The 21,479-nt window shown below is 73.1% G+C and carries 18 protein-coding genes and 1 rRNA gene; 14 read left to right on the top strand and 5 right to left on the bottom strand.

Features of this window, described 5'->3' with window-relative positions; genetic code table 11:
- The first annotated feature begins 52 nt into the window (after positions 1-52).
- The 3 genes from rrf (at position 53) to CCZ36_RS35050 (ending at position 2,246) form a co-directional block, all read left to right on the top strand.
- Positions 53-169 (top strand): 5S ribosomal RNA (gene rrf, locus CCZ36_RS05750).
- A gap of 212 nt (positions 170-381) precedes the next feature.
- On the top strand, positions 382-1,554 hold the full coding sequence (locus CCZ36_RS36660) for a hypothetical protein (RefSeq protein ID WP_335755790.1): 1,173 nt from the start codon (positions 382-384) through the stop codon (positions 1,552-1,554).
- Positions 1,551-2,246 (top strand): tetratricopeptide repeat protein, encoded by a 696-nt coding sequence (locus CCZ36_RS35050; RefSeq protein WP_069740606.1) that lies wholly within the window; start codon positions 1,551-1,553, stop codon positions 2,244-2,246. Before CCZ36_RS36660 ends, CCZ36_RS35050 begins: the two co-directional genes overlap by 4 nt.
- Before the next feature lie 70 nt (positions 2,247-2,316).
- On the opposite strand, the gene CCZ36_RS05740 is transcribed toward CCZ36_RS35050, so the two are convergent.
- The gene (locus CCZ36_RS05740; protein ID WP_128817145.1) at positions 2,317-3,597 is read right to left on the bottom strand and encodes a DUF1015 domain-containing protein; all 1,281 of its coding nucleotides are present in this window, start codon (positions 3,595-3,597) and stop codon (positions 2,317-2,319) included.
- Between the two features lie 72 nt (positions 3,598-3,669).
- Between CCZ36_RS05740 and CCZ36_RS05735 the strand changes: the two genes are divergently transcribed.
- Entirely contained in the window at positions 3,670-4,701 is a 1,032-nt protein-coding gene (locus CCZ36_RS05735) for an HAD-IIA family hydrolase (protein ID WP_069740608.1), read from the top strand.
- 161 nt (positions 4,702-4,862) lie between these two features.
- On the top strand, positions 4,863-5,663 hold the full coding sequence (locus tag CCZ36_RS05730; protein ID WP_069740614.1) for an ABC transporter ATP-binding protein: 801 nt from the start codon (positions 4,863-4,865) through the stop codon (positions 5,661-5,663).
- A gap of 36 nt (positions 5,664-5,699) precedes the next feature.
- On the opposite strand, the gene CCZ36_RS05725 is transcribed toward CCZ36_RS05730, so the two are convergent.
- Positions 5,700-6,047, bottom strand: a complete 348-nt coding sequence (locus tag CCZ36_RS05725) for an SCP2 sterol-binding domain-containing protein (protein WP_069740609.1) — start codon at positions 6,045-6,047, stop codon at positions 5,700-5,702.
- A gap of 42 nt (positions 6,048-6,089) precedes the next feature.
- Here CCZ36_RS05725 and CCZ36_RS05720 point away from each other — a divergent pair, with 42 nt between their 5' ends.
- The 5 genes from CCZ36_RS05720 to CCZ36_RS05700 all read left to right on the top strand — a co-directional run bounded on the left by CCZ36_RS05720 (position 6,090) and on the right by CCZ36_RS05700 (position 11,402).
- Positions 6,090-6,446: a hypothetical protein gene (locus CCZ36_RS05720; protein ID WP_069740610.1), complete on the top strand. Its 357-nt coding sequence runs from the start codon at positions 6,090-6,092 to the stop codon at positions 6,444-6,446.
- Positions 6,447-6,453: 7 nt separating this feature from the next.
- A complete protein-coding gene (locus tag CCZ36_RS05715; protein WP_069744594.1) occupies positions 6,454-7,269 on the top strand; it encodes a TlyA family RNA methyltransferase in 816 nt (271 codons plus the stop codon).
- Between the two features lie 8 nt (positions 7,270-7,277).
- Entirely contained in the window at positions 7,278-8,183 is a 906-nt protein-coding gene (locus CCZ36_RS05710) for an NAD kinase (protein WP_069740612.1), read from the top strand.
- Positions 8,184-8,278: 95 nt separating this feature from the next.
- Entirely contained in the window at positions 8,279-10,024 is a 1,746-nt protein-coding gene (gene recN / locus CCZ36_RS05705; RefSeq protein ID WP_069740613.1) for a DNA repair protein RecN, read from the top strand.
- Positions 10,025-10,304: 280 nt separating this feature from the next.
- Positions 10,305-11,402: a glycosyltransferase family 4 protein gene (locus CCZ36_RS05700; protein WP_069740516.1), complete on the top strand. Its 1,098-nt coding sequence runs from the start codon at positions 10,305-10,307 to the stop codon at positions 11,400-11,402.
- A 67-nt stretch (positions 11,403-11,469) separates the two neighbouring features.
- On the opposite strand, the gene CCZ36_RS05695 is transcribed toward CCZ36_RS05700, so the two are convergent.
- Complete coding sequence (locus CCZ36_RS05695; protein ID WP_069740515.1) at positions 11,470-13,095, bottom strand: PucR family transcriptional regulator; 1,626 nt, start codon at positions 13,093-13,095, stop codon at positions 11,470-11,472.
- A gap of 160 nt (positions 13,096-13,255) precedes the next feature.
- Complete coding sequence (locus CCZ36_RS05690; protein ID WP_069740514.1) at positions 13,256-13,600, bottom strand: MerR family transcriptional regulator; 345 nt, start codon at positions 13,598-13,600, stop codon at positions 13,256-13,258.
- A gap of 59 nt (positions 13,601-13,659) precedes the next feature.
- On the opposite strand from CCZ36_RS05690, the gene CCZ36_RS05685 reads away from it, so the two are divergent.
- On the top strand, positions 13,660-14,469 hold the full coding sequence (locus CCZ36_RS05685; protein WP_128817144.1) for an aminotransferase class IV family protein: 810 nt from the start codon (positions 13,660-13,662) through the stop codon (positions 14,467-14,469).
- Between the two features lie 30 nt (positions 14,470-14,499).
- Here the strand turns inward: CCZ36_RS05685 and CCZ36_RS05680 are convergent, their stop codons facing one another.
- Positions 14,500-16,326, bottom strand: a complete 1,827-nt coding sequence (locus CCZ36_RS05680) for a glycoside hydrolase family 15 protein (protein ID WP_079134351.1) — start codon at positions 16,324-16,326, stop codon at positions 14,500-14,502.
- A gap of 417 nt (positions 16,327-16,743) precedes the next feature.
- On the opposite strand from CCZ36_RS05680, the gene CCZ36_RS05675 reads away from it, so the two are divergent.
- From CCZ36_RS05675 to CCZ36_RS05665, 3 genes are all read left to right on the top strand, one after another.
- Positions 16,744-18,399: a CTP synthase gene (locus CCZ36_RS05675; RefSeq protein WP_069740511.1), complete on the top strand. Its 1,656-nt coding sequence runs from the start codon at positions 16,744-16,746 to the stop codon at positions 18,397-18,399.
- 90 nt (positions 18,400-18,489) lie between these two features.
- On the top strand, positions 18,490-19,116 hold the full coding sequence (locus tag CCZ36_RS05670; RefSeq protein ID WP_069740510.1) for an NUDIX domain-containing protein: 627 nt from the start codon (positions 18,490-18,492) through the stop codon (positions 19,114-19,116).
- 182 nt (positions 19,117-19,298) lie between these two features.
- Complete coding sequence (locus CCZ36_RS05665) at positions 19,299-21,431, top strand: ATP-binding protein (RefSeq protein WP_069740509.1); 2,133 nt, start codon at positions 19,299-19,301, stop codon at positions 21,429-21,431.
- Positions 21,432-21,479 lie beyond the last annotated feature (48 nt).

Genomic DNA, 21,479 nt, shown 5'->3' with positions numbered 1-21,479 from the left:
AGTTTCACTACTTAATTGAAGAGTGTGCTTGTTCGCTAGAACCCGATAGGGTTTCGGTGGTCATTGCGTTAGGGAAACGCCCGGTTACATTCCGAACCCGGAAGCTAAGCCTTTCAGCGCCGATGGTACTGCAGGGGGGACCCTGTGGGAGAGTAGGACGCCGCCGAACAATCTTTCAAGGACCCCTGGTCCCAGCGTTCACGCTGGGACCAGGGGTCCTTTTGTTTTTCCCGGAGCGCGTCGGCTGGTCGGCTGCGCGAGAATGTCTGTGGTACCCGAAGACAGGAGTCACACCCATGTCCACCAACTCTCCCGACGACCGTCCGGAGCGCGAGCCGCGTCGCCGGGACGGCGGTGACAGGGGCGGCTACCGCGGTGGTCGTGACGACCGGTCCGGTTCCGGCGCACCTCGACGTGACAACGACCGTGGCGGCTTCCGCCGCGACGACCGGGATCGCGACCGTGGCCCGCGCCGTGACGACAGCCGGCCGAGCGGTGGCGGTTTCCGTCGCGACGAGAACCGTGGTGGCGGTTCCGGTGGTGGTTTCCGTCGGGATGACAGCCGTGGTGGCGGTTCCGGTGGTGGCTTCCGTCGGGATGACAGCCGTGGTGGCGGACCCGGTGGCGGGTTCCGTCGTGACGACCGTGACCGGGACCGTGGGCCTCGCCGGGAGGACGACCGTGGTGGGTACCGGGGCGGGCGCCCCGGTGGTGGTTCCGGTGGAGGCTTCGATCGGCGTGACGACCGTCCGCGCGGTCCCCGCCGTGATGACGACCGGCCCTCCGGCGGCTACCGTCGCGACGACCGCGACCGGCCCTCCGGCGGCTACCGTCGCGACGACCGCGACCGGCCTTCCAGCGGGTTCCGGCGGGACGACAACCGGGGCGGTGGCTTTGACCGTCGGGACGACCGCCCGCGTGGCCCGCGTCGCGACGACGACCGGGGCGGTGGCTCCGGTGGCGGTTTCCGTCGCGATGACAACCGTGGTGGCTTCGATCGCCGTGACGACCGTCCCCGCGGCCCCCGTCGCGACGACGACCGGCCCTCCGGCGGCGGCTACGGTCGGGACGACCATCGTGGTGGCGGTTTCCGTCGTGACGACCGTGATCGGGATCGGGACCGTGGCCCGCGTTGCGACGACAACCGGGGCGGTGGCTCCGGTGGCGGTTTCCGTCGCGATGACAACCGTGGTGGCTTCGATCGCCGTGACGACCGTCCCCGCGGCCCCCGCCGTGACGACGACCGGCCCTCCGGCGGCTACCGTCGCGACGACCGCGACCGTGACCGCGACCGGGGCGGTTCCGGTGGTGGCTTCCGCCGCGACGACAGCCGTGGTGGAGGCTTCCGTCGTGACGACAGCCGTGGTGGAGGCTTCCGCCGCGACGACCGTGGTGGATACCGCGGCGGCCAGCGCGACGACCGGGACCGTGGCGGTTTCCGGGGGCGCGATGACCGTGACCGGGACCGCGACCGTGAGCCGATCAAGCGGCTGCCGATTCCGGACGACGTCACGGGCGACGAGATCGACAAGGACGTACGCCAGGAGCTCATGAGCCTGCCGAAGACCCTTGCCGAGGATGTCGCGCGCAACCTCGTCATGGTGGCCCGGCTGATCGACGAGGACCCCGAGCAGGCGTACGCCTACTCCCGTATCGCTCTCCGGCTCGCGTCCCGTGTCGCCGCCGTCCGTGAGGCGGCCGGGTTCGCGGCGTACGCGACGCAGAAGTACGCCGAGGCCCTCGCCGAGTTCCGGGCGGCCCGGCGGATGACCGGATCCGTCGAGCTGTGGCCCGTCATGGCGGACTGCGAGCGCGGGCTCGGGCGGCCCGAGCGGGCGATGGCCATGGCCGGTGAGCCCGAGGTGCAGAAGCTGGACAAGGCCGGGCAGGTCGAGATGCGGCTCGTGGCCGCCGGCGCCCGCCGGGACATGGGCCAGATCGACGCCGCCATCGTGACGCTCCAGAGCCCCGAACTGGCGTCCAGCTCCGTGCAGCCGTGGACCCCGCGGCTGCGGTACGCGTACGCGGACGCCCTGCTGGAGGCCGGGCGCGAGGACGAGGCCCGGGAGTGGTTCGGGAAGGCGCTGGAGGCCGACAAGGACGGTTCCACGGACGCTTCGGACCGGCTCGCCGAGATGGACGGCGTGGAGTTCGTCGACGTCCTCGACGACGACGAGGCGGACGCGGCCGACGAGAGCACGCCTCGTGCCGAGGACGGTCCCGTGGACGGTTCCGCCAAGGCCTGATCGCTGACGAGAAGAGGGGGCGGCACTCCGACCGGAGTGCCGCCCCCTCTTCTCGTTCGCCGGCGGGTGGTCAGTCGAGGGCGAGGCTCCGCATGACCAGGCCCGTGGCCGGCTTCGGGCCGAACGACGTCGACTTGCGGGGCATGGTCACGCCCTGCCGGGCCAGGTCCCGGACGACCTCTTCGCGCACGGGATGCATCAGGACCGCCGTGGCGTCGAGACGTTCCGCCTGTTCGACGGCTGCCGCGGTGTCGTGGATGTAACCGATGTGCTCGGGCGCGTCGGGGATCCGCCACACCTCGTCGAGCAGCGCGGAGTGCAGGACCGTCGCGTCCAGGGTGCGCCAGGCGTCGGGGCGGTCCGCACGGACGGTGCGGGCCAGCAGAGCCGGGTCGGGGCGGTCCACCAGGTGGAAGCCCCCGTCGCCGGCGAGGAGGAACGCGTTGCCGGCGGCCGCCGCTTCGGCCAGAACGCCGAGGGCCCGGGGGAGCGTCCCTTCGACCTGCTGGACGCGGAAGTGGCCGGTCAGCGCTTCCAGGGCCCGGGCAACCGGCAGGTTGCGCAGGAGCCGGTGGATGGCGCGGACCTGCAGCGGGTGGCGGGCCGTGTCGACGAGGAGGACCAGGCCGTGGTCCCAGGGGCCCGGGGCGGCCTGTTCCCGCTGGAGCCGGAGGTAGGTGGCCCAGCGGTGGTGGCCGTCCGCGATGAGCGCCTGGTGCCGGGCGAGGTCCGTCTCGATCTCGCGCCGGTCCGACGCGTCCGTCACCGCCCACAGCCGGTGCCGGAAGCCGTCCTCCGTCGTCGTCGTGAGCAGCGGTTCCCGCAGGACCGTGCGGTCGATGACCGCGGCCGCCCCCGTCGGCGTGCCCCCGTCGCCGCGGTACGTCAGCAGCAGCGGCTCCAGATGGGCCCCTGTCGTACGCATCAGCTCCGCGCGGTCCGCGACGACGTCGTCCATGACGTCCTCGTGGGGCAGCACGATGCCCTCGTCGGCGGGGGAGAGCGCCAGTGCGCCGATCAGGCCCCGCTGGAGGATCTCGTCGTCGCGCTGCTCGTAGACGTACAGCGCCGGGTCCGGGTCCGGGGCGATGACCCCCTCGGCCAGCCAGCGGTCCAGCGTGTCGGCCGCCTGCCGGTGCCGGTCCCGGGCCGTGTCGGCCTGGGGGAGGATGAGGCGCACGATGTTGTGCGGATCCGCGGACTCCAGGTGGTGCAGCCCGTCCGGCCGGACGACCACGTCGTACGGGGGCGAGGTCACGGCGGCAAGACTGCCGACCCGCTCGGGGACGTAACGCAGTCCGCGGAACGGGATCAGCCGCAGCCCCTGGTCGACGGGACCTGAAGTGTTCATCAGGGCATCGTATGTGTGCCTGGGGCATACGCGATGATCGGGGCAGACGCAGAGCGAAGAGGAGCGACTCATATGAGCCACCAGCAGAACGGCGTTCGGCCGTCGGGGAGTGCCACGGCGCTGATCGAGGCGTACGACACGGCTCTCCTCGACCTCGACGGGGTGGTGTACGCGGGCGGCGAGGCCATCGTGCACGCCGTGGAGTCGCTGGCCGCCGCGCGGGCCGGGGGCATGCACCTCGCCTACGTCACCAACAACGCCCTGCGGACGCCGGACGCGGTGGCGGAGCACCTGACGGAGCTGGGCGTGCCCGCCGAACCCTCCGACGTGATCACCTCGGCCCAGGCCGTCGCCCGGCTGGTCGCCGACCAACTGCCGCCCGGGGCGCGGGTCCTGGCGATCGGCGGCGAGGGGCTGCGGGTCGCGTTGCGGGAGCGCGGTCTCGAGCCGGTGGAGTCGGCGGACGACGACCCGGCCGCCGTGGTCCAGGGGTACGGCGGGCCGGACATGGCGTGGGGGCGGTTCGCCGAGGCGAGTTACGCGATCCGGCGCGGGCTGCCGTGGTTCGCGTCCAACACCGACCTCACCATCCCGAGCGCCCGGGGCATCGCACCCGGCAACGGGGCCGCGGTCGAGGTCGTACGGATCGCCACCGGGGCCGAGCCGCAGGTCGCGGGGAAGCCGCTGCCGCCGATGCACCGCGAGACCGTGCTGCGGACCGGGGCGAAGCGGCCGATCGTCGTCGGAGACCGGCTGGACACGGACATCGAGGGAGCGTTCAACGGGGGCGTGGACTCCCTGCTGGTCCTGACCGGGGTGACCGACGCGGCCCAGCTCGTCGCCGCCCCGCCGGAGCACCGGCCGACCTATGTGGACCGGGACCTGCGAGGACTGCTGACCGGGCAGCCCGAGGTGTCACGGGACGGGGACGCGTACCGCTGCGGGGGCTGGGCGGCCTCCGTGCGCGGGGACGCGCTGGCCCTGGAAGGGGAAGGCGACGCGCTCGACGGGCTGCGGGCGCTCTGCGCGACGGCCTGGGCCTTCGCCGGTGCGGGTGTGTGCGGTCTTGAGGCGGGGAAGGCCGTCGCCGGGCTTCAGCTCTGAACCGGGACGCCCTTTGTCTGTGAGGGCGTTGAGCGTGTGGGGCGGCCACCGGGACCCGTGGCGCGAGGGAGAAGGTAGGTTACCCTAACCTGGTGCTGCTCGGTGGTCCGCCCGCGCCCCGCGCCGTACCGCTTCACCTCACCGACTCCGGGAGTACGACCATGCAGCGCCTCACCGCAGAATCGGTGACCCTCGGCTACGACCAGCGGGTCATCACCGAGGACCTCTCGGTCGAGATCCCCGACAACTCCTTCACCGTGATCGTCGGGCCCAACGCCTGCGGCAAGTCGACCCTGCTGCGGGCCCTCGCCCGGATGCTGAAGCCGAGCCGGGGGCAGGTGCTGCTCGACGGCCAGACCATCCACCAGCTGCCCGCGAAGAAGGTCGCCCGGACGCTGGGGCTGCTGCCGCAGTCCTCCATAGCCCCCGACGGGATCACCGTCGCCGACCTCGTCGCCCGCGGCCGCTACCCCCACCAGGGGCTGCTGCGGCAGTGGTCGCCGGAGGACGAGCGGGTGGTCAACGAGTCCATGGAGTCCACCGGCGTCGCCGAGCTGGCCGAGCGCTATGTCGACGAGCTGTCCGGCGGTCAGCGCCAGCGGGTCTGGATCGCCATGGCGCTGGCCCAGCAGACTCCGCTGCTGCTGCTCGACGAGCCGACGACGTACCTCGACATCCAGCATCAGATCGACGTACTGGACCTCTGTGCCGAGCTGCACGAGACGCAGGGACGCACCCTGGTCGCCGTGCTCCACGATCTGAACCACGCCGCGCGGTACGCCACGCATCTCATCGCGATGCGCGACGGGGCGGTCGTCGCGGAGGGGGCGCCTTCGGACGTCGTCGACGCGGAGCTGGTGGAGCGGGTGTTCGGAATGCGGTGCCAGGTGATCGACGATCCGGAGACGGGGACGCCGCTCGTCGTGCCGGCTGCGCGCAAGGCTCGGAAGGTCGCCGCCTGAAAGGCTCTGGCCTCCATCGCCGGACGGGCTTGATTCCTACAGCAAGGTCCTCAGCTTCAGCAGGTCCCTGAAGCCTGCCTCCAGGCGTACGCGGCCCGATGCCCACGCCTTCGCGAAGTTCAGGTCGCCGTCCACCAGGGCCACCAGGTCGTCGCTCGTCATCGCGAGCCTGATCTCGGCCTTCTCCCCGGGCGGCCCCTCGACCGTGTCCGCGACCCGGATCCGGCCATGGGCCAGCCGGCCGGTGAACGTGATGTCGAGGTCCTTGATGTGGCAGCTCAGCGAGCGGTCGAGGGCAGCCGCGCTGCGCACGTCGCCCTCGGCGGCTGCGAGGTTGTCGGAGAGTTTGTCGAGTGCGCTGCGGCACTCCGCCATGGTCGCCATCGTGCTCGACGGTACACCGGCCGGTCGCGGTAGCGTTTCGGCATGAGCGACTGGACGCCGGAGGCGGGGACACCGCCCGTGAGCACGCCCGACGAGCCGGTGGACGGAGAGCCGGCCGCCGAGGCGCCCTCCTTCGAGCCCGCCGGGCCCGCGCCCCTCGGGGTCGTGCGCACCCCCACCGGCCATGCGGCCGTGGACGCCCGGCTGGAGCGGCTGGCCGACGCCGACCACCTCGCGGCGGACGGGCACATCGAGGTGTACGAGGATGTACACCGTGGGCTGCGGGCCGAGCTGACCTCGCTGGACGCCCGTCCGGCCGCCGTACCCGGGCCGCCCGGGAGCGCGGCCGCACCCGGAACCCCATCCGCGTACGACAACACGCACGACCACAGGAGCTGAACCGAACGTGGCAGGAGTGGCACGTCGCCGCCTCGACGCCGAGCTGGTACGCCGCAAGCTCGCCCGCTCGCGCGAGCACGCGAGCCAGCTGATCGCCGCGGGGCGCGTCACCGTCGGCCGGACCACCGCGACCAAACCCGCCACCCAGGTCGAGACGGCCGCCGCGATCGTCGTCACCCAGGACGACGACGATCCCGACTACGTCTCGCGCGGCGGGCACAAGCTGGCCGGGGCGCTCGCCGCCTTCGTCCCGCTGGGGCTGGAGGTGGAAGGGCGGCGGGCGCTGGACGCCGGGGCGTCGACCGGGGGGTTCACCGATGTGCTGCTGCGGGCCGGGGCCCGGCAGGTCGTCGCCGTGGACGTCGGGTACGGGCAGCTCGCCTGGTCGCTGCGGTCCGATGAACGGGTCGTCGTCAAGGACCGTACCAACGTACGGGAGTTGACTCTGGAGGACATCGACGGGGAGGTGGTCGACCTGGTGGTGGGGGATCTGTCCTTCATTCCGCTGGGCCTCGTGCTGCCCGCCCTCGCCCGCTGCGCCGCCCCCGGCGCGGACCTGGTCCTCATGGTCAAGCCGCAGTTCGAGGTGGGCAAGGAGCGGCTCGGCAGCGGCGGCGTGGTGCGGAGCCCGGAGCTGCGCGCCGAAGCCGTACGGGAGGTGGCGCGGCGGGCCGGGGAGCTGGGGCTCGGCGTGCGCGGGGTGACGGCCAGTCCGCTGCCCGGGCCTTCGGGCAACGTCGAGTACTTTCTGTGGCTGCGGGCCGGCGCACCCGAGCTGGATCCCGCGGATGTCGACCGTGCAGTGGCGGAGGGGCCTCGTTGACGACGAATGTGACGACCGATACGGCACGAACTGTCTTTCTTCTGGCGCACACCGGCCGCCCGGCCGCGATCCGCAGCGCGGAGCTCGTCGTGCAGGGGCTGCTGCGCAACGGGCTCGGCGTACGGGTCTCGGCGGCCGAGGCGGCCGATCTGCCGCTGCCGGACACCGTGGAGACGGTCACCGACACCAGCCCCTCCGCGGTCGACGGCTGTGAACTGCTGATCGTCCTCGGCGGTGACGGCACGCTGCTGCGCGGCGCGGAGTTCTCCCGCGCCTCCGGGGTGCCGATGCTCGGCGTCAACCTCGGACGCGTCGGCTTCCTCGCCGAGGCCGAGCGCGACGACCTCGACAAAGTGGTCTCCCGGGTCGTCACCCGCGATTACGACGTCGAGGAGCGCATGACGATCGACGTCCTCGTGCACAGCAACGGCGACGTCGTGCACAGCGACTGGGCGCTCAACGAGGCGGCCGTGCAGAAGGTGTCGCCCGAGCGGATGCTCGAAGTGGTCCTGGAGATCGACGGCCGTCCCGTCACCGGGTTCGGCTGCGACGGGATCGTCTGCGCGACCCCGACCGGTTCGACGGCGTACGCCTTCTCGGCGGGCGGGCCCGTCGTCTGGCCCGAGGTCGAGGCGCTGCTGATGGTCCCGATCAGCGCCCACGCGCTGTTCGCCAAGCCCCTGGTGACCTCGCCCACGTCCGTGCTCGCCGTGGAGGTCCAGCCGCACACCCCGCACGGGGTGCTGTGGTGCGACGGCCGGCGGACCGTGGAGCTGCCCGCCGGCGCCCGGGTCGAGGTGCGGCGCGGCGCGGTGCCCGTACGGCTGGCGCGGCTGCACCAGGCGTCGTTCACCGACCGTCTGGTGGCGAAGTTCGCGCTGCCCGTCTCGGGGTGGCGGGGCGCGCCCCACTGACGGTCACCGGGAGCGCCCGTGGCCCCCGTCCTACCCGGGAGAGTGAATCCGGGAGCGGGGGCCGTCGCGCGTCCGGCCCGGGACCTCGTAAGGTCATGTCCGTGTTGGAGGAGATGCGGATACGGTCGCTCGGAGTCATCGACGACGCGGTGGTGGAGCTGTCACCCGGTTTCACCGCGGTCACGGGTGAGACCGGCGCGGGCAAGACCATGGTCGTCACGAGCCTCGGGCTGCTGCTCGGCGGGCGCGCGGACCCCGCTCTCGTACGGGTCGGGGCCAAGGCCGCGGTCGTCGAGGGCCGGATCACCGTGTCCGAGGGCGACGCGGCGGCGCTGCGGGCCGAGGAGGCCGGGGCGGAACTCGACGACGGTGCGCTGCTCATCAGCCGTACCGTTTCGGCCGAGGGGCGCTCACGGGCCCACCTCGGCGGCAGATCCGTGCCGGTCGGGGTCCTCACCGAGCTGGCGGACGAACTCGTCGCCGTGCACGGCCAGACCGACCAGCAGGGCCTGCTCAAGCCCGCCCGGCAGCGAGGGGCTCTGGACCGGTACGCCGGGGACGGTGTGGAGGTCCCGCACACCAAGTACGCGGCTGCCTACCGGCGGCTGCGCGCCGTCGCCACAGAGCTCGAAGAGCTGACCACCCGGGCCCGGGAGCGGGCCCAGGAGGCGGATCTGCTGCGGTTCGGGCTGAACGAGGTCGCCGCCGTCGAACCGTTGCCGGGGGAGGACGTCGAGCTGGCCGCCGAGGCGGAGCGGCTCGGGCACGCGGAGGCCCTCGCCTCCGCCGCCGCCCTCGCGCACACCGCGCTGGCGGGGAATCCGGAGGACCCGGAGAGCGTGGACGCCACCACGGTGGTCGCCGCCGCCGGGCAGGCCCTGGACGGGGTCCGGGCGCACGATCCGGCGCTGGCCGCGCTGGCGGACCGGGTGGGGGAGATCTCCATCCTGCTCGCCGACGTCTCCGGCGAGCTGGCCGGGTACGCCGACCAGCTCGACGCCGATCCGCTGCGGCTGGCCGCCGTGGAGGAGCGCCGGGCCGCGCTGACCGCCCTGACCCGTAAGTACGGGGAGGACATCACGGCCGTGCTGGCCTGGGCCCAGGAAGGCGCGGGCCGGCTGACCGAGCTGGAGGGCGACGACGAGCGGATCGGCGAACTGACCGCCGAACGCGACGCTCTGCGGGCCGAACTCTCCGTGCTCGGGCAGGCCTTGACCGACGCGCGTACGGAGGCCGCCGCCCGGTTCGCCCAGGCGGTGACCGAGGAGCTGGCCTCGCTCGCCATGCCGCACGCCCGGGTCTCCTTCGCCATTCGGCAGACCGAGGCGTCCGACGAGGCGTCCGGCATCGACATCGGCGGGCGGAGCGTCCTCTACGGCCCTTCGGGCGCCGACGAGGTGGAACTGCTCCTCGCTCCGCACCCGGGCGCCCAGCCCCGGCCGATCGCCAAGGGCGCGTCGGGCGGTGAGCTGTCCCGGGTGATGCTCGCGGTCGAGGTCGTCTTCGCGGGCTCCGACCCCGTACCGACGTATCTCTTCGACGAGGTCGACGCGGGCGTCGGCGGCAAGGCGGCGGTCGAGGTCGGCCGCCGGCTCGCCAAGCTCGCCAAGTCCGCGCAGGTGGTCGTCGTGACCCACCTTCCGCAGGTCGCGGCCTTCGCCGACCGGCAGTTGCTGGTCGAGAAGACCGTGGACGGTTCGGTGACCCGAAGCGGTGTCACGGTCCTGGAGGGCGAGGACCGGGTCCGGGAGCTGTCCCGGATGCTGGCGGGCCAGGAGGACTCCGAGACGGCCCGCGCCCACGCCGAGGAGCTGCTCGCCACGGCGCGCGCCGACGGGTGAGGGGCGGGCGCGCCGTGCCGTCCCGCGCGGCGCGCTCCGCCCCCGGGCGGGTCCGGGCGGGGCGCCTCCTCCGCCCGGACCCCTTCCCCTTCCACCGCCGATGACGGCGACTCCGCGTCTCCCTGTTCAGCCGTAATTCACCCGTGAGGGTGATGCGGTGTGGTCGGTTGTCGCCGTGGGTGCGGCAGCAACGTTACGGCGGTGCCGGAACGCGCGTACGGGCTGGCATCCTTGGCGCTGTACCTACCGCCGACTCCGGAGCCCCGGGGAGCCAATCAACGTGTCACAGCTGCGTACGGTCCAAGTCCTGGGCGGCGGCAGTGCGGGCAGCAGCGCGCACGTCGGTTCGCTGACCGCCGGGCTGGTGGCGCGCGGGGTGCAGGTGACCGTCTGCGCGCCGGCCGCCGTGGACCGCGCCTACGGCTTCACGGCGACCGGGGCCCGCTTCCTGCCGGTGCCCCGGCGCAGCGACCCGGCCGCCGTCGCCGCGTTGCGGGCCGCCTGCACGGGGGCGGACGTCGTCCACGCCCACGGGCTCCACGCCGCCGCCCGCACCGCCCTCGCGCTGAGCGGACGCACCGTGCCCCTGGTGACGACCTGGCACACCCGGCGGTACGCGGAAGGGGCCCGCCGCCAGATCCTGCACCTGCTGGAACGGCGCGCCGCACGGGCGGCGGCCGTGGTCCTCGCCCCCTCCTCCGACCTGGTGGACCGGGCCCGGGAACGGGGCGCCCGCGATGCCCGGCTCGCCCCCACGGCCGCCCCGCCCGCGCACCCGGGCGGGGCCGTCGACGCGGGCAAGGTGCGGGCCGGACTGGGGGCGGTGGAGCGGCCGTTGATGATGGCCGTCGGCAGCCTCGTACCGCACCACGGCTTCGGTACTGTGCTGGACGCGGCCCGCGCCTGGCGGCGGCTGGACCCCGTGCCGCTGCTGGTCATCGCGGGGGAGGGACGTGACCGGGACGCTCTGCAACGGCGGATCAGGGACGAGGAGTTGCCTGTCTCCCTCATCGGGCCCCGGGAGGACGTGGGCGAGTTGATCGCCGCCGCCGATCTGGCCCTGCTGCCGAGCCGATGGGAAGGCCGCTCCCTGCTGGCCCAGGAGGCACTGCGGTCCGGGGTGCCCCTGGTGGCCACAGCGGTCGGTGGTGTGCCCGAACTGGTCGGCGAAGCCGCTGAGTTGGTGCCGTACGGCAACGCCGAGGCCCTCGCGCGTACGGTCGTGAGGCTGCTCGGGGACCCGGCGGCGCGGACCCGGCTCGCCGAGGCCGGGCGGGTGCAGGCGGCGAGCTGGCCCACCGAGGACGACACGATCGCCCATGTGCTCAGCGTGTACGACGAGTTGGCCCAGCCGCTGGCGACGGGACGCGGCCGCTGAGCCCGGCGCCTCCCCCGGCGCGGCGGCAGGCCGGCGCGGGCACCGAGCCGTTGCGTACCCCGGCCGGTCAGGTCGTGTGACGGCGGGCCCGCAGCGCCAGGCTCAGCGCCAGCACCGTCTGCGGGTCGTCCAGGTCCGTGCCCAGCAGCTCGCCGATCCGGGCGAGCCGGTTGTAGAGGGTCTGGCGGTTGAGGTGCAGCTCGCGGGCGGTCTCCGCCTTGCGGCCCGCGTGCGCCAGATAGGCCTGGAGCGTCGGCAGCAGGGGCGGGCGTGATGTGCGGTCGTGCTCGCGCAGCGGACCGATCGCCCGGTTCACGAACGCCGCCAGGTCCGGATGGTCCCGCAGCCGCCACAGCAGCAGATCGATGTCGAGCCGCCGGGCGTCGTACCAGGGCCGGTCGTCCAGGCCCTGCGCGGCCGTCGACGTCTCCGACGCGTGGCGCAGCCCGGCGCCCGCCGCCGCCCAGCCGCCCGCGACGCCGACCACGACCACCGGCGGCTGCGATCCGGCCCGGTCGAGTCCGGCCCGCTCCACACCCGCCCGCAGCGCCGCCGCCACCCGGTCCGCGACCGCCGTGCGCTCGCCCTCCGAACGCAGCCCCAACAGCAGCGGAACCCGCCCTTCCACGGGGCGTACGCCGAGCAGCACCGGCACCCCGACCGAGGCCAGCTCCTCCAGGACCGCACGGGCCAGCAGCGCCCAGTTGCCCGACGGGGACAGCTCGGGGGCCAGCCGCATCACCACCGGCAGGAGCGGGGTGTCGCCGGGCCGGAAACCGAGCACCCGGGCCTGGGCGGGGGCGTCCTCCGGGGCGATCCGGCCCTCCGCCAGGTCGGTCAGGAAGTCGCCCCGGCCCCGGGCGGCCAGCTCCTCCTCCTGCCGGGCCTGCATCAGCACGACCGCCAGAAGGCCCGCGGCGCGCTCCGCCGCCATCCGGTGCACGGTCGCCAACGGCCCGGCCACCGCGAGCAGCACCAGCCGCGCCCGGACCGAACCGGTCTCGGGACCGCCGCCGGGCACGTCCACCAGCAGCGCACCGGTCGGCGGGGACTCCCGGGCCGCCCGGTCGCCGCGCATGCCCTCCCAGACCTGGAGCGGATCCGCGCCGACCGGGCCGGTCCCGGTGGACGCCGCGTACAGGAGCTGGCCGTCGGGCGTCTCCAGGAAGACCGGGTTGGCGGTGAAGTCGGCGAGGATACCGAGGACCTGCGGCACCCCGCCCCCGTCGAGCAGTGCCCGGGTGGCGCGCCGGTGTACCTCCTCCGCCTGCTGGAGCAGCGCGTAGTGCCCGTTGACGATCTCGGTGTGCACCTCCTCGGTCACCGCGACGAACGGCACCTCGCGGTGCAGCTGGACCAGCGGAAGACCGGCCGCGCGGGCGGCGTCCACGATGGAGGCGGGCAGTCGGCCGAAGCGCGGGCCCAGCTCCACCACCAGGGCGGCGATGCCCCGGTCGGCGAGGCGGCGGACGAAGGCGCGCTGTTCGGCGGGGCGGGCGCCCAGGCCGAGCCCGGTCGTCAGGAGCAGTTCACCGCCCTTGAGGAGCGAGGCGATGTTCGGGACCTCGCCCGCGTGCACCCAGCGCACCGTGCGGTTCAGCCGGTCGGCGCCGGCCACCACCTCCGGGAGCCCGGCGCGCAGCCCCGGCAGCTCCAGCGCCCGCTGCACGGTGATTCCGCTGTGGCTCTCCACGTACCCGGCCCGCTTTCCCCTGGTGCCCTGCCCGCTTCCCGGGCGGTCGTCCTGATCCGGACTGTCCTGTTCAGGACGCTACCGCCCGGGGCCCGGGGTGCGCATGGCAGGGGAGGCCCGGACGCCGTGGTCGGGCAGGGCCCGGACGGCCCACCGCCCGTCACCGCTCGGCCAGCAACCCCACCAACGCCCCCCGGCTGCGCCGCAACGCCTCGATCTGCTCGTCCAGGTCCGCCAGCTCCCCGTCCAGGATCGCCCGCAGCTCCGCACACCAGTCGAAGCCCACCTGCTCGCCCCGGGCACACGGCAGCACCTGACGGATCACCTCGGTGGAGAGCCCGGCCCGCAGCAGCGCCCGGATCTTTCGCACGGAGGCGACCGCGTCCTCGTCGTACGCGCGATAGCCGTTCGTCCCGCGTCGCGGCTCCAGCAGCCCCTGCGCCTCGTAGTACCGCAACGACCGCGCGCTGACGCCCGTCCGCCGGGACAACTCCCCGATCAGCATGGATTCCCCGCCCTCGACGCTTGACCTTCACACCGGTGTCAAGCTCTAACGTCCCAGCCATGAAAGAAGATTCCCCGCACATCGCGCACCTCGACGGCCGGCCGGCGACCACCGGTGACCTGGCGCCGCTCGCCTTCTCGGGCCATGCCCACTTCACCGCTGCACAGATCCGCGACGGGCGGATCCGAGGCCTGGACCTCCATCTGGAGCGGCTGCGGTCGGCGTCGGTGGAGCTGTTCGGCCGGGCCCTGCCCGACGACGTGGTCCGCGCCCGCCTCCGTACCGCCCTCGCCGCCGCGCCGGCCGCCGACCTCTCGCTGACCGCCACGGTCTCCTCCACGGCGGGGGAGTTCGCCGCGCCCGACGGCGACCCGACACTCCTGGTGCGGACCGGACCGCCGTCGTCCGGGCCCGCCGGTCCGCTCGCCCTGGCCGCGGTGGAACACGAACGGTTCCTGCCGCACATCAAGCACGTCGGGGAGGTGGCCAAGACGCACCTGCTCCGACAGGCCGTCGCCGACGGCTTCGACGACGCCGCCTTCCTGGACCGGAGGGGCCGCTTCAGCGAGGCGACCATCTGGAACCTGGTGTTCTGGGACGGGGACGCGGTGGTGTGGCCCGAGGCCCGGATCCTGACCGGCACGACCCTGGGCATCGTCCGCCGGCAGCTGGACCGGCTGGGCATCGGCCAGCGGGTCGCCCCGGTCACCCCCGACGACCTGCCCGCCCTCGCCGGCGCGGCCGTCATGAACTCCTGGACCCCGGGGATCCCCGTCCACCGCATCGGCTCCACCGAACTGCCCGCCGCGCCCCGGTTCCTGGAGACCCTGCACCGGGCGTACACGGCCGAACCGCCCACCGCGCCGTGAGGGGCGCGACGGACGGTCCGGTGACCGGCCTCAGCCCACGTACGCGCCGCTGGCCGTCAGCCGCAGGGCCGTGTCGATCAGCGGGACGTGGCTGAACGCCTGCGGGAAGTTCCCCACCTGGCGCTGGAGGTTCGAGTCCCACTCCTCGGCCAGCAGGCCCAGATCGTTGCGGAGCGACAGCAGCTTCTCGAACAGCTGGCGCGCCTCGTCGACCCGGCCGATCATCGCCAGGTCGTCCGCCATCCAGAACGAGCAGGCGAGGAACGCGCCCTCGTCGCCCTCCAGACCGTCGACGCCCGCGTCCTCGCCCTCGGTCGGGTAGCGCAGGATGAAGCCGTCCTCCGTGGACAGCTCCCGCTGGATCGCCTCGATCGTGCCGATGACCCGTTTGTCGTCCGGCGGCAGGAAGCCCATCTGCGGGATGAGCAGCAGGGAGGCGTCCAGCTCCTTCGACCCGTAGGACTGGGTGAAGGTGTTGCGCTCCTTGTCGTAGCCGCGCTCGCACACATCCCGGTGGATGTCGTCGCGGAGCTCGTACCACCGCTCCAGCGGGCCCTCCACGTCACCGGACTCGACCAGCTTGATCGTCCGGTCGACCGCGACCCACGCCATCACCTTCGAGTGCACGAAGTGGCGGCGCGGCCCGCGCACCTCCCAGATGCCCTCGTCGGGCTCCTCCCAGTGCTTCTCCAGATACTCGATCAGCTTGAGCTGGAGCCCCATGGCGTAGTCGTTGCGGGTCAGGCCCGTCATGTGCGCCAGGTGCAGCGCCTCGGTGACCTCGCCGTACACGTCCAGCTGGAGCTGGTTGGCGGCGCCGTTGCCGACCCGGACCGGGGTGGAGTTCTCGTAACCGGGCAGCCAGTCCAGCTCCGCCTCACCGAGCTCGCGCTCGCCGGCGATGCCGTACATGATCTGGAGGTTCTCCGGGTCCCCCGCCACCGCCCGCAGCAGCCACTCACGCCAGGCCCGGGCCTCCTCCCGGTAGCCGGTGCGCAGCAGCGAGGAGAGGGTGATGGCGGCGTCCCGCAGCCAGGTGTAGCGGTAGTCCCAGTTCCGTACGCCCCCGATCTCCTCGGGCAGCGACGTGGTCGGCGCGGCGACGATGCCACCGGTCGGGGCGTACGTGAGGGCCTTCAGCGTGATCAGGGAGCGGACGACCGCCTCCCGGTAGGGCCCGTGGTACGTACACTGCTCGACCCAATCGCGCCAGAAGTTCTCCGTCGCCTCCAGCGAGTGCTCCGGCTCGGGGAGGGCGGGCGGCTCGTGGTGCGAGGGCTGCCAGCTGATCGTGAACGCCACCCGGTCCCCGGGGCCCACCGTGAAGTCGGAGTAGGTGGTCAGATTCTGGCCATACGTTTCCGCTTCCGTGTCCAGCCAGACCGAATCCGGGCCGGCGACCGCGACCGTACGGTTGTCGACCTTGTGCACCCACGGCGTCACCCGGCCGTAGCTGAAACGCATCCGCAGCTCCGAGCGCATCGGCACCCGGCCGCTGACACCTTCCACGATCCGGATGAGCTGGGGCGCGCCGTCACGCGGGGGCATGAAATCGGTCACCCGTACGGTGCCGCGCGGTGTGTCCCACTCCGATTCCAGGATGAGGGAGTCACCGCGGTATCGCCGCCGGTCGGCGGAGGCCGGTTCCGTCCCCTCCGGTCTCGCGGGGCCCAGGCGCCAGAAGCCGTGCTCCTCGGTGCCCAGCAGCCCCGCGAAGACGGCGTGCGAGTCGAAGCGGGGGAGGCACAGCCAGTCCGCTGTGCCGTCCCGGCAGACCAGGGCGGCGGTCTGCATGTCTCCGATGAGTGCGTAATCCTCGATGCGCCCGGCCACGTGCGTCTCCAGTCGAACGGCCATGTCGCCCCGTCAAAGGGCGCTTACTGCGGGTCAAGGGGGTCGTAGGGTCTTTCACCCGGGAAGATCCGACGAGTTCCTGTACCGGTGGGCGGCCTGGGTGGTGCCGCCGCCCCGCCGTCTCGGCAGCGAGTGTTTGAGCAGGATACGACGCACCACGAAGATCCGCGCGACGGTGTCCGCAAGATCTCTGAGCTGATCGGGTGGGACGTGAAATGACTGAGGTGATGGTGTGACGCCTCTGTGCAGGGTGTGGCCGGAAGCAGCCTCCCGCCGTCGCTGTTACCCTGGTAGCCCGTGGACGGTGGTCGTCTCTGACAGCGGACGAGGCCCCCGAACCGCAGCGTCGGCACCCCCGGAATCTTCGGTTCGGCTGCCGTACGCACCTCAGAATCGCGACCACGGGAGCCCCCTTTGGCTATGCAGCCCACATCCACGACGACCAAGCACATCTTCGTCACCGGGGGTGTCGCCTCCTCCCTCGGCAAGGGTCTGACTGCCTCCAGCCTGGGTGCCCTGCTCAAGGCACGGGGCCTGCGGGTCACCATGCAGAAGCTCGACCCCTACCTCAACGTCGACCCCGGCACGATGAACCCGTTCCAGCACGGTGAGGTGTTCGTCACCAACGACGGCGCCGAGACCGACCTGGACATCGGCCACTACGAGCGCTTCCTCGACGTGGACCTCGACGGCTCCGCCAACGTGACGACCGGCCAGGTCTACTCCCAGGTCATCGCCAAGGAGCGGCGCGGCGAGTACCTGGGCGACACCGTCCAGGTCATCCCGCACATCACCAACGAGATCAAGCACCGCATCCGCCGCATGGCCACCGACGACGTGGACGTCGTCATCACCGAGGTCGGCGGCACGGTCGGCGACATCGAGTCGCTGCCGTTCCTGGAGACCGTCCGCCAGGTCCGCCACGAGGTCGGCCGCGACAACGTCTTCGTCGTGCACATCTCGCTGCTGCCCTACATCGGCCCCTCCGGCGAGCTGAAGACCAAGCCCACCCAGCACTCGGTCGCCGCCCTGCGCAACATCGGCATCCAGCCGGACGCCATCGTGCTGCGCGCCGACCGTGAGGTCCCCACCGCCATCAAGCGCAAGATCTCGCTGATGTGCGACGTCGACGAGGCCGCCGTGGTCGCCGCCATCGACGCCAAGTCGATCTACGACATCCCCAAGGTGCTGCACACCGAGGGCCTGGACGCCTACGTCGTGCGCAAGCTCGACCTGCCCTTCCGCGACGTCGACTGGACGACCTGGGACGACCTGCTGGACCGGGTCCACAACCCCGACCACGAGGTCACCGTCGCCCTGGTCGGCAAGTACATCGACCTGCCCGACGCCTACCTCTCGGTCACCGAGGCGATCCGCGCCGGCGGCTTCGCCAACAAGGCCCGGGTCAAGGTCAAGTGGGTCACCTCCGACGACTGCCGCACCGCCGCCGGAGCGGCCGAGCACCTCGGTGACGTGGACGCGATCTGCATCCCGGGCGGCTTCGGCGAGCGCGGCGTCGACGGCAAGGTCGGCGCCATCCGCTACGCCCGCGAGAACAAGGTCCCCCTCCTCGGTCTCTGCCTCGGCCTCCAGTGCATCGTGATCGAGGCGGCGCGCAACCTCGCCGAGATCCCCGACGCCAACTCCACCGAGTTCGACGCCGCCACCTCCCACCCCGTCATCTCGACGATGGAGGAGCAGCTCGCGTACGTCGAGGGCGCGGGCGACCTCGGCGGCACCATGCGGCTCGGCCTCTACCCGGCCAAGCTCGCCGAGGGCTCCGTGGTGCGCGAGGCGTACGCGGGCGAGCCGTACGTCGAGGAGCGCCACCGCCACCGCTACGAGGTCAACAACGGCTACCGCGCCGAGCTGGAGAAGAAGGCCGGACTGGTCTTCTCCGGCACCTCCCCGGACAACAAGCTCGTCGAGTACGTCGAGTACCCGCGCGAGGTCCACCCCTACCTGGTCGCCACCCAGGCGCACCCGGAGCTGCGCTCGCGCCCGACCCGCCCGCACCCGCTCTTCGCGGGTCTGGTGAAGGCCGCCGTCGCACGCAAGACCGGCGCGGCCGAGTAGTCCCGAGGCATTACGGTTGACCGGGGTACGGATCCTTGACGGATGCGTGCCCCGGTTTCTCGTTTTGTACGTGGTACGTGGGAGGACGCAGTGGGTATCCAGGACACGCCCGAGGAGTGGCAGGTCACCGCGACGGTGACCCCCTTCACCGGCAACAAGACCAGCGTCCGGACCGACCAGGTGGTGATGCCCGACGGTTCCGTCCACGGCCGTGACTACCAGGTCCACCCGGGCTCCGTCGCCGTCCTCGCGATCGACGACGAGGACCGGGTCATCGTGCTGCGCCAGTACCGCCACCCGGTACGCCACCGGCTCTGGGAGATCCCGGCCGGACTGCTCGACATCCCCGGCGAGAACCCCCTGCACGCCGCCCAGCGCGAGCTGTACGAGGAGGCGCACGTCAAGGCCGAGGACTGGCGGGTGCTGACCGACGTCTACACCACGCCCGGCGGCTGCGACGAGGCCGTGCGGATCTTCCTGGCCCGCGATCTCTCCGAGGCGGAGGGCGAGCGGTACGCGGTCGCGGAGGAGGAGGCCGACATGGAGCAGGCCCGGGTGCCGCTGGACGAGCTGGTCCGCTCGGTCGTCGCGGGGGACCTGCACAACAACTGCCTCGTCGTCGGGGTGCTCGCCCTCACCGCCGTCCGCGCGGGCGACGGCGTCGACTCGCTGCGCCCGGCCGAAGCACCGTGGCCGGCCCGGCCCTTCGAAGCCTGACGGTCCGTCCGTCACCCCGGACTCCCGGTCGTACGAGATGAAGAAAAGCTGATCCGATCGGGGGACATCGGGGCCTGCCCCGCCTCGCTCCGCAGTGATCGTCCCCGCCGCTGAACTACGCTCGAACCGCGTCCGACCGGAGTTCCGGCGGGCATCGCGCGCAGCGAAGTGGAGCGTGGCTCGTGACCGATCAGGCGGTGGACACCAGCGGCCCGGCGAAGGCCCCGGGGGCCGAGGAGCCGTCCGGTGCCGCCCCACCCCGATTCTTCGGCCGCGAACGCGAGTTGAAGGATCTCCGGGCGGACATCGAGCGCGCCGGCCTGGACACCCTGGCCGGCCGCAAGGCCCCCCGCGCCCGGGTCCTGCTCGTCGCGGGCCGCCCCGGCTCCGGCCGCAGCGCACTCGCCGAGGAACTGGCCGGGGCGCTCAGCGGAACCGACGCCGCCGGGGCCGCCGGGACCGTCACGGGCGCCCTGCCCTGGGCCGTCGCCGGTACGGGCTCCGGCGACTACCCCGACGGGGTGCTCCGGGTCGGCCTCACCGACCCCGACGGCGAGCGGGTCCCCACCGAACGCACCGCCGGCGAGATCCTCGGCCTCCTCGGGATCGCGGTCCCGCCCGGGGCCGACCAGGACCAGCTGTCCGAGATGGTCCGCGAGGCCCTGGCCGGACGCCGCCTCGTCCTGGTCCTCGACGACGCGGCCGACGCCGAACAGGTCGACCCGCTGCTCCCGGACAACCCCGACTGCCTGGTCCTCGCCACCGCGACCGGCCCGCTGACCGGCATCCCCGACGTCCGGCCGTGCACTCTCGGCGGTCTGGAGAAGGGCGCGGCGGTGCGGCTGCTGGCCCGTGCCATCGGCCAGGTCCGCATCACGGTCGACCCCCGCACCGCGGAGCGGCTGGCCGAAGAGTGCGGGGGGCAGCCCGCGGCGCTCGTCCTGATGGGCGGTTTGCTCGCCGCCCACCCCATGGCCTCCGTCGCCGATGTGGCGGGGCAGCTGCGCGCGCTGCCCGACCCCGACGAACAGCAGCCCGTCGGCGCCCGCCCGCTGGCCCGCGCCTTCCGGCTCGTCCACGACTCCCTGCCGCAGACCGCCGCCCGGATACTGCGCCTGCTGGCCCTCGCCCCCGCCGGGCTCGCCGACGCCCACACCGCCTCCGCGCTGGCCGGCTGCTCGGTCTCCGCCGCCCGCGCCACCCTCGACGACTTCGTGAAGCTCGGGCTGCTGCGGACGGACGGCGCGGCCCATCCCCAGTACGCGGTCCCCGGCTGCCTCGCCCCGATGCTGCGGGCGCTCCTGGAGGACCGGGACCGCCCGGCCGAGATCCAGCTGGCCCGCGCCCGGATGCTGGAGCGGACCGTGCGTCGGCTCCAGGCCTGCCGTGCGATCACCGAGCCGGAGGGGTCCGCCGCCCGAGGCAAGCTCGCCGGCCTGCCCCGCTCGCTGCGGTTCCCGAGCGCCGAGGAGGCGGGCGCCTGGCTGCGGGTCCGCCAGCCCGCCCTGCTCGCCTCGGCCCGGCTCGCCGTGGCCGACGGTGAGCTGGACACCCTGGCGCGCCGGCTGGTCGCGGCCCTGGTGCGGGCGCTGGCCGCGCACCGGGGGACGGAGGAGGCCGCCCCCGAGCTGTACGGGCTGCACGGTCTGGTCCTCGACGTGGCGCGCCGCCGCGAGCTGCCCCGCGAACAGGCGGCCGCCCTGCTGAACCTCGCCGACCTGGACGCCCGCACCGGCCGCACCCGGGAGGCGCTGGCCCGCTACCGGGCCGCGCTGGACGCCGGAAAGGCCGCGAAGGACCTCTACGCCACCGGCCGCGCGATGGAATCCGTAGGCGGCGCGTACGAGGAGCTGGGGGACTACCACCGGGCCGCCGACTGGTACGGCCGGGCGCTCTCCCAGCGTCTCACCCAGGGTGAGCGGGCCGACGAGGCCCGGCTCTACGGCCGGCTCGGGGCGGTCCACACGTACGCCGGGCGCTACGGCGAGGCGCTGCGGAACTGGCGTGCCGCCGCCGCCGGGCACCGCAGGCTCGGCGATCCGGCGGCCCAGGCGCGCTCGCTCAGCGAGGCGGCGAGGGTCCAGGAGTACGCGGGCCGGCCGCACGACTCGCTCCGGACCTGCCGGGAGGCCGTCGAGCTGGCCCGGCGCGCCGGTGACGTGCGGCTTCAGGCCGCGCTCCAGCTGCGGTTGGCGGACACGCTCGACCGGCTCGGGGATCCCGCGGCGGCCCGGTTGCACCGGGGTGCTGCCGAGAGATTGCTGGGCGAGGAGGCCTCGGCCTACGAAATCCGCAGTGCTTCGACAGAAAATTAATGCTTTGTAAGGCTAGACAGCGCGAAGTCCTTCATTAGACTGGCTCTG

Source organism: Streptomyces sp. S063 (assembly GCF_002832675.1).
Classification (GTDB): Bacteria; Actinomycetota; Actinomycetes; order Streptomycetales; family Streptomycetaceae; genus Streptomyces; species Streptomyces sindenensis.
Note: the sequence above shows the minus strand (reverse complement) of the source record. Positions and strands in the feature narration are given on the sequence as shown.

What these genes read in the sequence shown, in the direction of transcription:
- CCZ36_RS35050 (WP_069740606.1), top strand. Translation starts at nt 1,551, where the DNA reads ATGAGCCTGCCGAAGACCCTTGCCGAGGATGTCGCGCGCAACCTCGTC.
- CCZ36_RS05740 (WP_128817145.1), bottom strand. Translation starts at nt 3,597, where the DNA reads ATGAACACTTCAGGTCCCGTCGACCAGGGGCTGCGGCTGATCCCGTTC.
- CCZ36_RS05735 (WP_069740608.1), top strand. Translation starts at nt 3,670, where the DNA reads ATGAGCCACCAGCAGAACGGCGTTCGGCCGTCGGGGAGTGCCACGGCG.
- CCZ36_RS05730 (WP_069740614.1), top strand. Translation starts at nt 4,863, where the DNA reads ATGCAGCGCCTCACCGCAGAATCGGTGACCCTCGGCTACGACCAGCGG.
- CCZ36_RS05725 (WP_069740609.1), bottom strand. Translation starts at nt 6,047, where the DNA reads ATGGCGACCATGGCGGAGTGCCGCAGCGCACTCGACAAACTCTCCGAC.
- CCZ36_RS05720 (WP_069740610.1), top strand. Translation starts at nt 6,090, where the DNA reads ATGAGCGACTGGACGCCGGAGGCGGGGACACCGCCCGTGAGCACGCCC.
- recN (WP_069740613.1), top strand. Translation starts at nt 8,279, where the DNA reads ATGTCCGTGTTGGAGGAGATGCGGATACGGTCGCTCGGAGTCATCGAC.
- CCZ36_RS05690 (WP_069740514.1), bottom strand. Translation starts at nt 13,600, where the DNA reads ATGCTGATCGGGGAGTTGTCCCGGCGGACGGGCGTCAGCGCGCGGTCG.
- CCZ36_RS05685 (WP_128817144.1), top strand. Translation starts at nt 13,660, where the DNA reads ATGAAAGAAGATTCCCCGCACATCGCGCACCTCGACGGCCGGCCGGCG.
- CCZ36_RS05680 (WP_079134351.1), bottom strand. Translation starts at nt 16,326, where the DNA reads ATGGCCGTTCGACTGGAGACGCACGTGGCCGGGCGCATCGAGGATTAC.
- CCZ36_RS05675 (WP_069740511.1), top strand. Translation starts at nt 16,744, where the DNA reads ATGCAGCCCACATCCACGACGACCAAGCACATCTTCGTCACCGGGGGT.